The sequence below is a fragment of the Gordonibacter sp. RACS_AR49 genome (assembly GCF_030418435.1).
Lineage (GTDB): Bacteria > Actinomycetota > Coriobacteriia > Coriobacteriales > Eggerthellaceae > Gordonibacter > Gordonibacter urolithinfaciens.
The window spans coordinates 790,022-804,339 of record NZ_JAIUDM010000001.1 but is presented as its reverse complement, the minus strand read 5'-3'; the positions used below and the strand labels follow the sequence as shown (position 1 = coordinate 804,339).

Genomic DNA, 14,318 nt, shown 5'->3' with positions numbered 1-14,318 from the left:
GTACCGACCAGGCTGCTAAGCTATAGGTGCGGCCGTGGAGTAGCCGTTCGGATTCTGCGACTGCCAGCGCCAGCTGTCGGCGCACATGCGATCGAGGTCGTACTCGGCGATCCAGCCCAGCTCGTCGCGGGCCTTGTCGCAGGCGGCGTAGTTCTCGGCGATGTCGCCTGCGCGCCGCGGCTTCACCTCGTAGGGCAGCTCCTTGCCGCAGGCGCGCTCGAACGCGTGCACGACGTCGAGCACGCTCGAGCCCGTGCCGGTACCCAGGTTGAAGATGCCCACGCCGCGCCGGGTTCCGTCGTCGGCCGGCTCGCCGGCGATGGTGCCGAGCGTGTTGGCCGCACCGGTGCCCACCTTGCCGCCCATCCAGTCGAGGGCCGCCACATGGCCGCGCGCGAGGTCGACCACGTGGATATAGTCGCGCACGCCCGTGCCGTCCGGGGTGGGATAATCGTCGCCGAACACGCCAACGCACGCCAACTTGCCCACGGCAACCTGCGCCACGTAGGGCAGCAAATTGTTCGGGATTCCCTTCGGATCCTCACCGATGAGCCCGCTTTCATGCGCTCCGATGGGGTTGAAGTAGCGCAGCAGCACGACGTTCCACTCGTTGTCTCCAACATACAGGTCGGTGAGCACCTGCTCCAGCATGCTCTTCGTCTGGCCGTAGGGGTTCGTGGCATCGTGTTTCGGGCAGTCCTCGGTGATGGGGATGAACTCGGGCTCGCCGTACACCGTGGCGCTCGACGAGAACACGAGGTTCTTGCATCCATGATCGCGCGCCGCCTCGCACAGCACGAGGGTGCCTGCCACGTTGTTCCAGTAGTATTCGAGCGGCTTCTGCACGCTCTCGCCCACAGCCTTGAAGCCGGCGAAGTGGATGATGGCGTCGATGTCGTTCTCGGTGAATACGCGGTCGAGCGCCTCACGGTCGAGGATGCTGGCCTCGTAGAACGCCAGCCGGTCGTCGTCGATGCCGGTGATGGTGCGGACGCGGTCGAGCGCAACCTCGCTCGAGTTGCTCAGGTCGTCCAAGACGACCACGCGGTACCCCCGGTTCAGCAGCTCGACACACGTATGGCTGCCGATGAATCCGGCACCTCCCGTGACCAGCACGCAGGTATCCGAGGGTCCCTTAGCAAGGCTTCTGTTCGCCATGGTCTTCTCGCTTTCGTTTCCGGCGGCCGCCGTGCCGCGCACGAACTTCTCTCTTACGGCTATTGTACCGGCGATGGCGTACCGCTGGATAATTTCGTCGAAAGCAACACGAGTGGCGAAGAGAAGCCCGGGGATGGCTCCCCGGCGATCGGTAATTTATACAAGGATAAAGATATTCTTGACAAAGTATAATAACGTGGGTAATATAGTTGGCGAGCAAGAGAAAAACTCCTCCACTCTTCTCTCTCCACTCGTCCAGATCGAGGCCGCTCCCCCCGCGGCCTCGATCTGCATTATCGTTCTTGCGCACGAGCAGACCCCCTCTTGGCTTGCGCGTTGTCCTTGGGCCATCATCCTGCCGGTGTTCTATCATTGGATTGCCCTTCAACCCACTTTGACCTGCTTAGCCCCTGATCGGGGCACATTCTCCGGGCGGTGTTTCACGTGAAACACCGCCCGGAGAAGCGGATTCGTGCTAATTATTTCGCTGCTCTGTCGGTGATGATCCTGCATCGTTTTCGCGAGCCTTGGCGATGAGCCTTATAATGAGTGGAAATACGGACGGGCGTGCGCCTGCCCGCAACCGAGGCTTCCCGTGTGGAAAGGACTACCTGTGGCAGACATACACTTCGGCACCGATGGATGGCGCGCCATCATCGGTGAAGATTTCACAGATGACAACCTGGTGCGCGTCGTGGATGCGGCAGCGCGCATCTTCAAGGAGGATGCCGTCTCCGCCGGGCGCCCGGCCGATGCTCCCGGCACCCTCATCGTGGGCCACGATTGCCGCCGGGACGCGCATGCGTATGCCCGCCTTGCGGCCGAGGTCGCGGCGGCGCACGGTTTCCGCACGCTGCTCACGCAGGACTACTGCCCCACGCCGACGCTCTGCTGGTCGGTGGCGCAGGATGCCGATGCCGTGGGCGGCATCATGCTCACCAGCAGCCACAACCCGGCCGAGTACCTGGGCGTGAAGTTGCGCATGGCCGACGGCGGCGCGGCGGGCAAGGAGTTCACCGACCGCGTGGAGGCCGTGCTGCCCGATGCCGCTACTGCGGAGCGCGGCGCCTGCGAAGAGGCCGACCTCATGACCGCCTACCTCGACGCCCTTAAGCAGCGCGTGGACGTAGAGGCCATACGCGACGCCCACCTGCGCGTGGTGGTGGACCCGCTCTACGGCGCCGGTCGCCACTACCTGGCCGACCTGCTGCGCGATCTGGGCGTGGAGGTGTGCGAGATCAACAACGCGGAGGATCCGACCTTCGACGGTCTGCATCCCGAGCCCATTCCGCCTTGGGTCGACCGCTGCATTGCGAAGGTGCCCGAGATGGGCTATGACGCCGGCTTCATCAACGACGGCGATGCCGACCGCATCGGCGCAGTGGACGAGCATGGCACCTTCGTCAACCCGCACCGCATTATCACGCTGCTCGTGTCGCACTTGGCCGAGGACAAGGGCCAGCACGGCCGGGTCGTGTCCACCATCACCGCGTCCGCCATGCTCGCCCGCCAGTGCAAGCGCCTGGGCCTGGAGCTCACCAGCACGCCGGTCGGCTTCAAGTGGATCTACGCCGAGATGGAGAAGGGCGACGTCATGCTGGGCGGCGAGGAGTCCGGCGGCATCGGCATCCCCACGCACGTCATGGAGCGCGATGGCCTGCTCATGGCCCTGCTGCTGGCAGAGACCATGGCGCAGCGCGGCATGAGCCTGGGCCAGCTGGTGGACGACATGTTCCAGAAAGTGGGTAAGCTGGAGTTCGAGCGCCGCGGCCTTTCCATCACCGAGGAGCAGATGGCGCGCTTCCGTGCGAGCGTCGTGCCGGATTACGCGCCCGACGAGGTGTGCGGGAAGAAGGTCGTGGACGTCGACCGTCGCGACGGCGTGAAGTTCTACCTCGAAGGCGACGCCTGGGTTATGATGCGCCCCTCCGGAACCGAGCCGCTCGTGCGCGTGTACGCCGAGGCCGAGACGGTGGACGAGGTGCGCGCGCTGCTCGATGCGGCGGAAGCCGTGGTGAGGGCGTAGCTAGCGCTCACCGTACCGCGGCAGCTTCTTGAGCAGAGCCCAGGCGGCCTGCTTGCTCTGCGCGTCGTCCAGCATATGCTCGAACGACTTGAACGACACGGCGTCTCGCCCGAACAGGCGGCAGGCGCCGTCGAGGGGAACTTCCTGACGATATGCGGCGCCGAGTGCCCGAGCGGCCTCGGCGTCCGCTGCCACAACGACCAGCGGATCTAATCCTTCCAGCAGCAGAAACAGCGCCTGGCCGTCGAGTTCTGCCTCTCCGGCAACCTCGTGATCGGCAGTTCTCTCCTTGTCAGTTCCGCTTTCTTCGGTGCCCGGGGCCTTCCCGGCTGCGCTTTCCGACCGCAGGGCGACGTACGTGCAGCACGCGCGCCCGTATCCGAGCGCCGCGGCCGAGTTCTCGAGCGCGCTCCGCGCTGCGTCGCCGAGCCGGGCCGCGCTCGCCACGCACACGACGCCCGTCCGCGCGCCATCGAGGTAGGGCGAGAACAGCTCCCACATCTCTTCGAGCGCTACCTCGTACATGTTACCATTTGCGGAATTTTTCACACTGTCCCTTGCGGTCGCCGGGCGTTCCACGTATAACGATCATGATAGCAAGAACCGACGGCAACGGCGAGGCGCCCTTCGGCGCGCGCCGCGAAACGATACAGGAGGCAGCCTTATGTGCACCAACGGAGTGAATACCGGACAGCTCGAGCAGATGATCGAGCAGGTCGACGACCACGTGAAGCTGGAGCGCCGCTGGGCGCACACGCTGGGGCATCTGGCGGGCGACGCCGGCTTCGCCACCGTGTCCGAGAAGATGCATGCTGCCCAGGCGTTGCTCGATGACGTGCGTGCGCTGCTCGGCGAGGCGAAGGACGCCCTCGAGGACGACGCCGCAGCAGCCAGCAACGTCACCGTCAACCTGGTCTAGGGCACGTCGATGAGCAACGATCTGATGCGGTTCTCGGTGGCTATGCCCGAGGACCTGCTCGTGCGCTTCGACCGGCTCGTTGCCCGCCGCGGACTGGCCAAGAACCGCAGCGAGGTCGTGCGCGACCTCGTGCGCGATGCGCTGGTGGAAGAGGAATGCTCCACGCCGGGCGCCGAGGTCATGGGCACGCTCACCATCGTGTTCGACCACCATGCCAGCGACCTGCAGGAGAAGCTGCATGCCATCCAGCACGAATACTTCGAGTCCATCGTGTCCTCGATGCACGTGCACCTCGACGAGCACAACTGCCTCGAGGTCATCGTGCTGCGCGGCGAAACGGGGCTCGTGCAGGATATCGCGAACCTCATCTTGGGTACGAAGGGCGTGAAGAACGGGCGCCTCGTAGTTACGACCACAGGACAGTATATATAGGTAGAAGGCCCGTCGGCTCGTTGGCGGTCGAAAGCAGGAGGGTTTCAAGCGCCGCGGAAACCTCCCTTTACGAGCCGGGTCGAAGATGTTTCACTTAAACCTTCGTTTGTATGGACGAATCGAGGCAAGGAGCGTTATGGATAGCACGGTGATGTTGGGACACGGAAGCGGCGGTACGATGATGAAACGCATCATCGACGACGTGTTCTTCGCTGCCTACGCGGGTGACGAGCTGCTGCGCGGCGACGATGCCGCCGTGCTGCCCGCGCCGGCGCCGGGCGAGCGGCTGGCATTCTCCACGGACAGCTTCGTGGTGACGCCTCATTTCTTTCCTGGCGGCGACATCGGTCGGCTCGCCGTGTGCGGCACGGTGAACGATGTGGCCACGAGCGGCGCGACACCCCGCTACCTGAGCGTGGGTTTCGTTCTGGAAGAGGGTTTCCCCATCGACGATCTCAGGCGCATCTGCAACTCCATGGCGGAGTGCGCCCGTGAGGCGGGCGTGGCGCTGGTGACGGGCGATACGAAGGTGGTCAACCGTGGCCATGGCGACGGCGTGTTCATCAACACGAGCGGCGTGGGAACGCTGGCGCCGGACGTGGAACTGGGCGGCGCTCGGTGTCGCCCGGGCGACAAGGTGCTGGTCACTGGAACGCTGGGCGACCACGGCATCACCATCATGAGCTGCCGCGAGTCTCTGTCGTTCTCGGCCGACCTTGAAAGCGATGCCGCCCCGCTCAACCATCTCATCGCCGACGTGCTGGCGGCCGCCCCCCATACGCGCTGCTTCCGCGACCCCACGCGCGGCGGCCTGGCCTCCACGCTGAACGAGCTTGCCGCGCAGTCGGACACCGACATCACCGTGGAGGAGGATGCCGTGCCGGTGAAACCGGCCGTGCTGGGCGCCTGCGAGATGCTGGGCTACGATCCGCTGCAGGTGGCGAACGAGGGCAAGATGGTATGCGTGGTGGCGCCCGACGAGGCCGACGCCGCGCTCGCCGCCATGCGCGCGAACCGCTACGGCGCGGATGCTGCGATCATCGGTGAGGTGGCTGCAGCGCAGCCCGAGCGCGGCCCCAAGGTGTTCCTGCGCACGGCGTTCGGAGGCACGCGCATCCTCGACATGCTCGTAGGCGAGCAGCTGCCCCGGATCTGCTAGAGTCGGCTGGCGGATCCGAGGTCCCGCGGAGAGTATTCTACGCATGCCGAGGGCTCCTGTGCGGAGGCTCCTCGGCATGTGGGCGCCGCTTCCGGGCGGAAGTCCCGCATCCTTCGCGTACCCTTCGTTGTCGCCTGCGCACGCGCAAGCGCGCCATCTTCACGCTGCCCGAGCGCACGCCAAGCATCCATGAAAGAATTCGTACCGTACCCTGAAAAATCGCCGATTTTTCTTGCATTTGCATAGAACCATGGTATCTTGCGGGCAGTAAGTTTTTGGGGAAGTTGCCCGTGTGCTCGCGGGTCTTTTGGACGAGAAGGAGAATGACATGTCTCACCCGGTTATCGATGCCGATGAGTGCATTGGCTGTGGCATCTGCGTCGACGCCTGCCCGCAGGAAGTGCTCGAGGTTGTTGGCGGCAAGGCCGACGTCGTGAACGAGGATGCTTGCATCGCGTGCGGCGACTGCGTCGAGGAGTGCCCCATGGGCGCTATCCCGGAGGTCGTCGAGGACTAACGCCTCGCAAGCGATCCCCGTACCGGATCAACCGGCCCCCGCATCTGTGGAAGCAGATGCGGGGGCTTTTGCTTTTTCGGGATAACCTGCAAAGGTGCTCGGTGGGTGCCCGAAAAACGAAACGAGAATTCCGTCTGCGGCGTGCGCCGCCCAATAAGGACGCGCGCAGTTGCTCGCATAATAGCGCACAAATGTTTCACGTGAAACATTGTCCGACGCTTACCCCTTCCCTGCGCCGCCGCCCTCTGTCTCTCCATTGACCGCACACATTCGATCCTATTGGGGCATCGTGCGGGAAACGAACGAATGCAGGGGCCGTAACGCTCTTGTCCCAGCCGTCTCGTTGCCTTCCGTATGAGTATAGTGTGCATTGTTACAAAACATCAACAGCAACTTATGATATAACTTGACAACGTAAGACTTAGATTATATAGTGCAAAACGTCGAAAGAAGATTGAGCGGCAAAGAGCACCCGTTCGCCGCCCGATGTTCGTACGGCGAATGGGTGCGCGGTTGCGCACCTCTTTGCATAGAAGGCGAACCTCAGAGCACGACCCGGCACGAACCAGCACGACCCAACAAGGTAACAACTCCAACAGAGAGGAACGATAATGGCTAAGATTCTCGGCATCGACCTGGGCACCACGAACTCCGCCATGGCGGTCATGGAGGGCTCGGAGCCCGAAATCCTCGTGAACGCGGAAGGCGACCGCACCACACCGTCCGTCGAGGGCTTCCGCAAGGACGGCGAGCGCGTCGTCGGCAAGGCCGCGAAGAACCAGGCGGTCACCAACCCGGAGAACACCGTGTCCTCCGTGAAGCGCTTCATCGGCCGCTCCTACGACGAGACTCCCGAAGAGCGCAAGACCGTGAGCTACAAGCTGCAGAAGGGCAAGGACGGCCGCGCGGTCGTCGACATCGACGGCAAGGACTACACCCCGGAGGAAATCTCCGCCATGGTGCTCCAGAAGCTTAAGAACGACGCCGAGAAGCAGCTGGGCGCGCCGGTCACGCAGGCCGTCATCACGGTGCCCGCGTACTTCAACGACGCGCAGCGCCAGGCCACGAAGGACGCCGGCAAGATCGCCGGTCTCGAGGTGCTCCGCATCATCAACGAGCCCACGGCCGCGGCGCTGGCCTACGGCTTGGACAAGACGAACAAGGACGAGAAGATCCTCGTGTTCGACCTGGGCGGCGGCACGTTCGACGTGTCCATCCTGGAGCTCGGCGACGGCGTGTTCGAGGTTGCGGCCACCGCAGGCGACAACCACCTGGGCGGCGACGACTGGGACCAGCGCATCATCGACTGGATGGCCGACAAGTTCAAGGCCGAGAACGGCATCGACCTGCGCCAGGACAAGATGGCCCTGCAGCGCCTGAAGGAAGCCGCCGAGAAGGCGAAGATGGAGCTGTCCTCCACCACCCAGGCCAACATCAACCTGCCCTTCATCACGGCCGACGCCTCCGGCCCGAAGCACCTGGACTACACGCTGACGCGCGCCGAGTTCGAGCGCATCACGAAGGACCTGCTCGACCGTGTGAAGAAGCCTGTTGAGCAGGCGCTCAAGGACGCGGGCCTCAAGGCCGGCGACATCGACGAGGTCATCCTCGTGGGCGGTTCCACCCGCATGCCCGCCGTGCAGGACATCGTGAAGAAGCTCACCGGCAAGGAGCCGAACATGTCCGTGAACCCGGACGAGGTCGTGGCCATGGGCGCGGCCGTCCAGGGCGGCGTGCTGGCCGGCGACGTGGAGGGCATCCTGCTGCTCGACGTGACCCCGCTGTCGCTGGGCGTGGAGACGATGGGCGGCGTCATGACGAAGATGATCGACCGCAACACCACCATCCCCACCCGCAAGACGGAGATCTACTCCACGGCGGCCGACAACCAGACGTCCGTCGAGGTGCATGTGCTGCAGGGCGAGCGTCAGATGGCCCACGACAACAAGACGCTCGGCAAGTTCCAGCTGTCCGGCATCCCGGCCGCGCGCCGCGGCGTGCCGCAGATCGAGGTCACGTTCGATATCGACGCCAACGGCATCGTGAACGTGTCGGCGAAGGACCTGGGCACCGGCAAGCAGCAGCAGATCACCATCTCCGGCTCCACCGCGTTGAACGACGACGAGGTCGAGCGCATGGTGAAGGACGCCGAGCTGCACGCCGAGGAGGACAAGAAGCGCAAGGAAGAGGTCGAGGTCCGCAACAACTGCGACGCGCTGGTGAACGCCACCGAGCAGACGCTCGCCGAGGTGGGCGACAAGGCACCGGCCGACGTGAAGTCCGCTGCCGAGGAGGCCATCAACGAGGCCAAGAGCGCGCTCGAGGGCTCCGACCTCGACGCCATCAAGGCCGCGACCGAGAAGATGCAGCAGGCGGGCTACAAGCTGGCCGAGGTCGTGTACTCCACGCAGGGCGCGGATGCCGGCGCGCAGGCTGTTGCGGCCGAGTCCACGCCGGCCGACGACACCATCGAGGCCGACTACGAGGTTGTCGACGAGAACGACGGCAAGGAAGGGAAGTAACCGCCATGGCCAAGCCGAGCACACCCCCGTCCGGGCGCCCGGCGCAGGGCGCTGGCAGGAACATCCCCATCGAGGACACGCGCGGGGCGGCCGGGGATTCCCAGCCCTCCGCGAACCAGGCCGACGCGGTCACCGGCTCTGCTGCCCCCTCCCCAGAGCCCGGTGCCACCGCCGCGTCGTCCGACCCGAAGGGATCGGCCGCCGGCAGCGATGCCGACCGTATCGTCGCAGAGGCCGAGGCGGCCCTGGAAGGCGAGCCTGCAGAGGCCGCGCCCACTGACAGCGAGCAGGTGGCTGCCGCGAAGGCCGAGGCCCAGGAGTGGCAGGACAAGTTCCTGCGGCTGCACGCCGAATGGGACACGTACCGCCGTCGTACGACGGAGCAGCGCGAGGTCGAGAAGGCCCGCGCGACCGAGAAGCTGGTGTCGAGCCTGCTTCCCGTGCTGGACGACTTCGAGCGCACCATCGATTACGCGACGAAGAACGGCGAGCAGGGGCTGCTGGACGGTGTGAGCGCCGTGCACACGAAGATGGTCGACGTGCTGAAGAAGGACGGCGTGGAGGTCATCGACCCGCAGGGCGAGGCATTCGACGCGCTCGAGGCTCAGGCCGTCGCCACGGTGGACGACGCGAACGTGCCCGACGAGACGGTGGCCGAGGTCTATCAGAAAGGTTACAAGATGGGATCGAAAGTCTTGCGACCAGCGATGGTGACCGTGACCAGCGGCGGCCCGAAACGCGAGAAAGCGCCTGACGAGGGCACAAAAGACAAGAAATAGCGGCAGGTGGAAGCGGGCGGATTCAAGGCCCGCTTCTGCTTGATACGAGATAGAACGAAAGGTGGTGGAGCATGGCAGCGACTCCCGACTACTATAAAACGCTCGGCGTTGCGCGCAACGCCACGGCTGACGAGATAAAGAAGGCGTTCCGCAAGCTCGCGCGCAAGCACCACCCCGACACGGGCGGCGACGAGGCGAAGTTCAAGGAGCTCAACGAAGCGTACGAGGTGCTGTCCGACGACAAGAAGCGCAAGTTGTACGACCAGTACGGGACCGCGAACGAGAACCAGATCCCGCATGGCTGGGGCGGTGGCGGCAACGTGAACGTCGAGGACATCTTCGGCGGAGCCGGAGCCGGCGCCGGCGGGTTCGGCAGCTGGGCCGACATCCTTGAGAGCATCCGCCACGGCGACGGCGCCTTCGGAAGCGATTGGGACTTCGGCGACCTGTCCGGCTTCGGCGGCGGCGCGCGCCAGCCACGGCCCCGCAAGGGCCAGGACATGAACGTGACGCTGAACGTGTCGTTCGACGAGGCGTTCAAGGGCGCAGAAAAGCTCGTGACCGTGCGCGTGCCCGGACGGGCCGACAAGGAAACCCTCACGGTGAAGATACCCGCCGGCGCCGTGGATGGCGGCCGCCTGCGCTTCAAGGGCAAGGGCGGTCCCGGCGAGAACGGCGGCGCGGCGGGCGACCTGCTGATCACGACGAAGATCGACGAGCACCCCTACTACTCTCGGAAGGGGGCCGACGTGGAGGTGAACGTGCCCGTGACCGTGGCCGAGGCGGCGCTGGGCGCCAGCGTCGTCGTGCCCGCACCCGACGGCACGAAGGTGCGCGTCCGCGTGCCCGCCGGCACACAGGATGAGACGGTGCTCCACATCAAGGGCAAGGGCGCCCCGCGCGTGAAGGGCGAGGGCACCGGTGACCTGAAGGTGAAGATAGACGTGCAGGTGCCGAAGGCCATGAACGACGGCCAGAAGAAGGCCATGGAGGACTTCCTTGCGGCAACCACGGACGACGTGAGGAGCTGGCAATGACCGACCGTACCGACCGCAACCGCCCGCTCTACATGATAAGCGTGGCCGCCCAGCTTGCCGGCGTGCATCCGCAGACGTTGCGCACCTACGAGCAGAAGGGCCTCGTCACGCCGCAGCGCACGAGCGGCAACACGCGCATGTACTCGCAGGCCGACATCGAGCGGCTGGAGCTCATCAACGAGCTCACCGGCGAGGGCATCAACCTGGCCGGCGTCATCCGCATCCTGGACTTGCAGGGGCGGCTGGACGAGCGCGACAACGAGCTGGACGACCTGCACAAACGCGTGCGCCGATTGGCCGATCGCGTGCACGAGCTGGAAACGCGCGAGAGCGTGAACTCGCTCGTGCGGGCATCCGACATGCCCACGGCGCTGCGGCGCCTTCCCTGACCTTGCATTCTCGGCTTTTGCCATTGGACGAAAGCGAAGGAGGAACGAACCTATGAACATGGGCAACCTGAACAAACTGGCCCTGACCGCCCAGGAGGCGTTGCAGCAGACCATCACCATCGCCTCCGAGAACGAAGCATCCCAAGCAGAGCCCATCCACATGTTGAAGGCCCTGCTCGAATCGAAGGAGAACAACCTTTCGGCCATCATCAAGCGCATCGGCGCCGAGCCGTTCCAGCTGCTGGCCAACGTGGACGACGAGATCCTGCGCATGCCGAAGGTGAGCGCGAGCGGTCCCATGATGATGAGCGGCGTGCCGGGCCCGGCGCTCATGGGGCTCATCGACAGCGCCGTGAAGATAGCCGAGAAGCTGGGCGACAGCTACGCCACGAGCGAACATCTGCTCATCGCGCTGGCCGAGGAAAAGGGCGCCGCCGGTAAGATACTCAACGCCGCCGGCATCACGCGCAAGACCATCGAGGCGGCCTACGAGGAGCTGCGCGGCGACACCCGCGTGACCGACCAGCAGAACAAGGTGCAGTTCGAGGCGCTGGAGCAGTATGGACAGAACCTCACCCAGCAGGCCCGCGAGGGCAAGCTGGACCCGGTCATCGGCCGCGCCGAGGAGATCCGCCGCACCATCCAGGTGCTGTCACGCCGCACGAAGAACAACCCCGTGCTCATCGGCGAGCCCGGCACCGGCAAGACGGCCATCGTGGAGGGCCTGGCCCAGCGCATCGTCGACGGCGACGTGCCCTCCTCGCTGAAGGACCGCGACATCATCGCCCTTGACCTGCCGGCGATGCTGGCCGGCGCTAAATACCGCGGCGAGTTCGAGGACCGCCTGAAGGCCGTGCTGCGCGAGGTGAAGCAGAGCGAGGGGCAGATCATCCTGTTCATCGATGAGCTGCACACCATCGTGGGCGCCGGTTCCACCGGCGACAGCTCCATGGACGCCGGCAACATGCTCAAGCCTGCGCTCGCCCGCGGCGAGCTGCACGCCATCGGCGCCACGACGCTCGACGAGTACCGCAAGTACATCGAGAAGGACGCCGCGCTGGAGCGCCGCTTCCAGCCGGTGTTGGTCACGGAGCCCACGGTGGAGGACACCATTGCCATCCTGCGCGGCCTGAAGGAGAAGTACGAGATTCACCACGGCGTGCGCATCACCGACAGCGCCATCGTGGCCGCGGCCGAGCTCTCGAACCGCTACATCTCCGATCGCTTCCTGCCCGACAAGGCCATCGACCTCATGGACGAGGCCGCCAGCCGTCTGCGCATCGAGATCGACTCCATGCCCGAGGAGGTTGACGCCGCCGACCGCAAGCTCACCCAGATGCAGATCGAGGAGCAGGCGCTCATGAAGGAGACCGACGAGGCCTCCAAGGAGCGCCTGGAGGTGCTGCGCCGCGACATCGCCGCCGCCCAGGAGGACCTCGACAAGCGCAAGGCCGAGTGGCAGAACGAGAAGGATGCCATCGTGAACGTGCAGGAGCTCAAGAGCGAGCTCGAGGGCGCCCAGCTCGAAGAGGAGCGCGCCACGCGCGAGGGCGACTTGGTGAAGGCGTCCGAGATCCGCTATGCCCGCATCCCCGACCTGCAGCGCCGCCTGCACGACGCCGAAGAGGCGTTGAATGTGAAGCAGCAGGACGGCGCCATCTTGAAGGAGGAGGTGTCCGACGACGAGATAGCCGAGGTCGTGTCCACGTGGACGGGCATCCCCGTGCAGAAGATGATGCAGGGCGAGATGGCGAAGCTCGTTGACCTGGAGGAGAAGCTGCACGAGCGCGTGGTGGGCCAGGACGAGGCCGTGTCCTCGGTGGCCGGCGCCATCCGCCGCAACCGCGCCGGGCTCTCCGACCCCGATCGCCCCATCGGCTCCTTCCTGTTCCTGGGACCCACCGGCGTGGGCAAGACGGAGCTGGCGAAGGCGCTGGCCGAGTACCTGTTCGACAGCGAGCGCGCCATGGTGCGCATCGATATGTCCGAGTACATGGAGAAGTTCAGCGTGCAGCGCCTCATCGGCGCGCCTCCGGGCTACGTGGGCTACGACGAGGGCGGCCAGCTGACCGAGGCCGTGCGCCGCAAGCCGTATTCCGTGGTGCTGTTGGACGAGATCGAGAAGGCGCACCCGGACGTGTTCAACATCCTGCTGCAGGTGCTCGACGACGGCCGCCTGACCGACGGCCAGGGCCGCGTGGTGAGCTTCAAGAACGCCATCATCATCATGACGTCGAACGTGGGCTCGCAGTTCATCCGCGAGTTCGCCGAGCACGGCGACGAGAAGGCCATGAAGCAGGCCATCGACGGGGCCCTGCGCGCCACGTTCCGCCCCGAGTTCATCAACCGCATCGACGACGTGGTGGTGTTCAACGCACTGAACATGACGAACATCGAGCCCATCGTGGACCTGCAGCTGGAAGAGGTGCGCGACCGCCTGGCCGACCGCCGCGTCACGCTCGACGTGACCCCTGCGGCCATGGAGCACCTGTCCATCGACGGCTACGACCCCATCTTCGGCGCGCGTCCCCTGAAGCGCCTCATCCAGCGTGAGATCGTGGACCGTATTGCCCAGAAGGTGGTGGAGGGCCAGCTGCGCGACCGCAGCCACGTGCTCATCGACATCGATGCCGACGGCAACTACGAGTGCACCGTCGAGGCCCCGCTGGAGCTCGATGCCACCGCTTTGGACGACCTGCTGTTGGAGAAGTAGCCGTTGTCCGCTTAGGAGCCTCGTGTCCCAGCGGTGAGCGAAAAAGACTTGAAACGACCCGTCCGCCAGCTGCGCGGCGGGTCGTTTTGCGTCTTGCGACGTTTGTGCGGTTTTTCGGGAGCGGTGCGGCCCGGCGCCATCCTTTACCTCGATTTGATCTTCGTGCTGCACGGTTCTGCTACCGTGGTCCCAACGTTTGCAACGATTCTCGCCGCGCCGAGGTGCGGGGCGACCTTCGAAAGGCGGCATTCATGGGCATGTTCTCGTTCAGCAGCAAGAAGAAGCGCAAGTACGGCCAGGGCGGCAGCACCCAGTACCAGCAGAAGGGCTTCCTGTCCGGTCTGGGCTTCGGCTCGTTCAGCAGCTCCGACCGTCGCAAGGCGGCTTACCGCCAACAGGGGTACGGCCAGCATCCGGCGCAGGTGCAGGCGCACCAGCAGCCCGGCCCGATGGGCGGCATGCCGACTGCTGTCGCGTCCATGGCCGCCCCCGCCGCCGGCACGGCTTGCGCGCAGTGCGGCACGGCCATCCCGGCCGGGTCCAAATTCTGCCTCCAGTGCGGTGCGAAGGTGGACCAGGGCGGTTTCTGTGCCTCGTGCGGATCGCAACTGCCGCCGGGCGCGAAGTTCTGCCCCTCCTGCGGTATGCCGCGGTAGCGCCGCGCGCC

Annotated in this window: 13 protein-coding genes; 11 read left to right on the top strand and 2 right to left on the bottom strand. The window is 65.3% G+C overall.

The annotated features are described in order from the left end of the window. Positions 1–15 precede the first annotated feature (15 nt). Positions 16–1,158, bottom strand: coding sequence for a UDP-glucose 4-epimerase GalE (gene galE, locus LB310_RS03385; protein ID WP_301154500.1), 1,143 nt, complete (start codon positions 1,156–1,158; stop codon positions 16–18). 613 nt (positions 1,159–1,771) lie between these two features. On the opposite strand from galE, the gene LB310_RS03380 reads away from it, so the two are divergent. Further along, the gene (locus LB310_RS03380; protein WP_301154498.1) at positions 1,772–3,184 is read left to right on the top strand and encodes a phosphoglucosamine mutase; all 1,413 of its coding nucleotides are present in this window, start codon (positions 1,772–1,774) and stop codon (positions 3,182–3,184) included. Here LB310_RS03380 and LB310_RS03375 read toward each other — a convergent pair whose 3' ends face one another. Next, a complete protein-coding gene (locus tag LB310_RS03375; RefSeq protein ID WP_096227529.1) occupies positions 3,185–3,733 on the bottom strand; it encodes a hypothetical protein in 549 nt (182 codons plus the stop codon). It lies immediately after the preceding gene. Between the two features lie 115 nt (positions 3,734–3,848). On the opposite strand from LB310_RS03375, the gene LB310_RS03370 reads away from it, so the two are divergent. The 10 genes from LB310_RS03370 (at position 3,849) to LB310_RS03325 (ending at position 14,307) form a co-directional block, all read left to right on the top strand. After that, positions 3,849–4,103 carry a hypothetical protein gene (locus LB310_RS03370; protein ID WP_015539352.1) on the top strand — a complete coding sequence of 85 codons (255 nt, stop codon included), beginning with the start codon at positions 3,849–3,851 and terminating at the stop codon, positions 4,101–4,103. Between the two features lie 9 nt (positions 4,104–4,112). Then, positions 4,113–4,535, top strand: a complete 423-nt coding sequence (nikR, locus tag LB310_RS03365; protein WP_096227530.1) for a nickel-responsive transcriptional regulator NikR — start codon at positions 4,113–4,115, stop codon at positions 4,533–4,535. A 136-nt stretch (positions 4,536–4,671) separates the two neighbouring features. Then, a complete protein-coding gene (gene hypE / locus LB310_RS03360) occupies positions 4,672–5,694 on the top strand; it encodes a hydrogenase expression/formation protein HypE (RefSeq protein ID WP_301154496.1) in 1,023 nt (340 codons plus the stop codon). 328 nt (positions 5,695–6,022) lie between these two features. Next, positions 6,023–6,211: an ATP-binding protein gene (locus LB310_RS03355; protein WP_087190704.1), complete on the top strand. Its 189-nt coding sequence runs from the start codon at positions 6,023–6,025 to the stop codon at positions 6,209–6,211. Positions 6,212–6,822: 611 nt separating this feature from the next. After that, positions 6,823–8,733, top strand: a complete 1,911-nt coding sequence (gene dnaK, locus LB310_RS03350; RefSeq protein WP_096227532.1) for a molecular chaperone DnaK — start codon at positions 6,823–6,825, stop codon at positions 8,731–8,733. Positions 8,734–8,738: 5 nt separating this feature from the next. Next, positions 8,739–9,512, top strand: coding sequence for a nucleotide exchange factor GrpE (locus tag LB310_RS03345; RefSeq protein WP_096227533.1), 774 nt, complete (start codon positions 8,739–8,741; stop codon positions 9,510–9,512). A 71-nt stretch (positions 9,513–9,583) separates the two neighbouring features. Continuing rightward, entirely contained in the window at positions 9,584–10,549 is a 966-nt protein-coding gene (locus tag LB310_RS03340) for a DnaJ C-terminal domain-containing protein (RefSeq protein ID WP_123672991.1), read from the top strand. Further along, the gene (locus tag LB310_RS03335) at positions 10,546–10,938 is read left to right on the top strand and encodes a helix-turn-helix transcriptional regulator (RefSeq protein ID WP_015539357.1); all 393 of its coding nucleotides are present in this window, start codon (positions 10,546–10,548) and stop codon (positions 10,936–10,938) included. Before LB310_RS03340 ends, LB310_RS03335 begins: the two co-directional genes overlap by 4 nt. Positions 10,939–10,990: 52 nt before the next feature. Then, positions 10,991–13,651 (top strand): ATP-dependent chaperone ClpB, encoded by a 2,661-nt coding sequence (clpB, locus tag LB310_RS03330; protein ID WP_096227534.1) that lies wholly within the window; start codon positions 10,991–10,993, stop codon positions 13,649–13,651. Positions 13,652–13,902: 251 nt separating this feature from the next. Then, positions 13,903–14,307 (top strand): zinc ribbon domain-containing protein, encoded by a 405-nt coding sequence (locus LB310_RS03325; RefSeq protein WP_191412198.1) that lies wholly within the window; start codon positions 13,903–13,905, stop codon positions 14,305–14,307. Positions 14,308–14,318 lie beyond the last annotated feature (11 nt).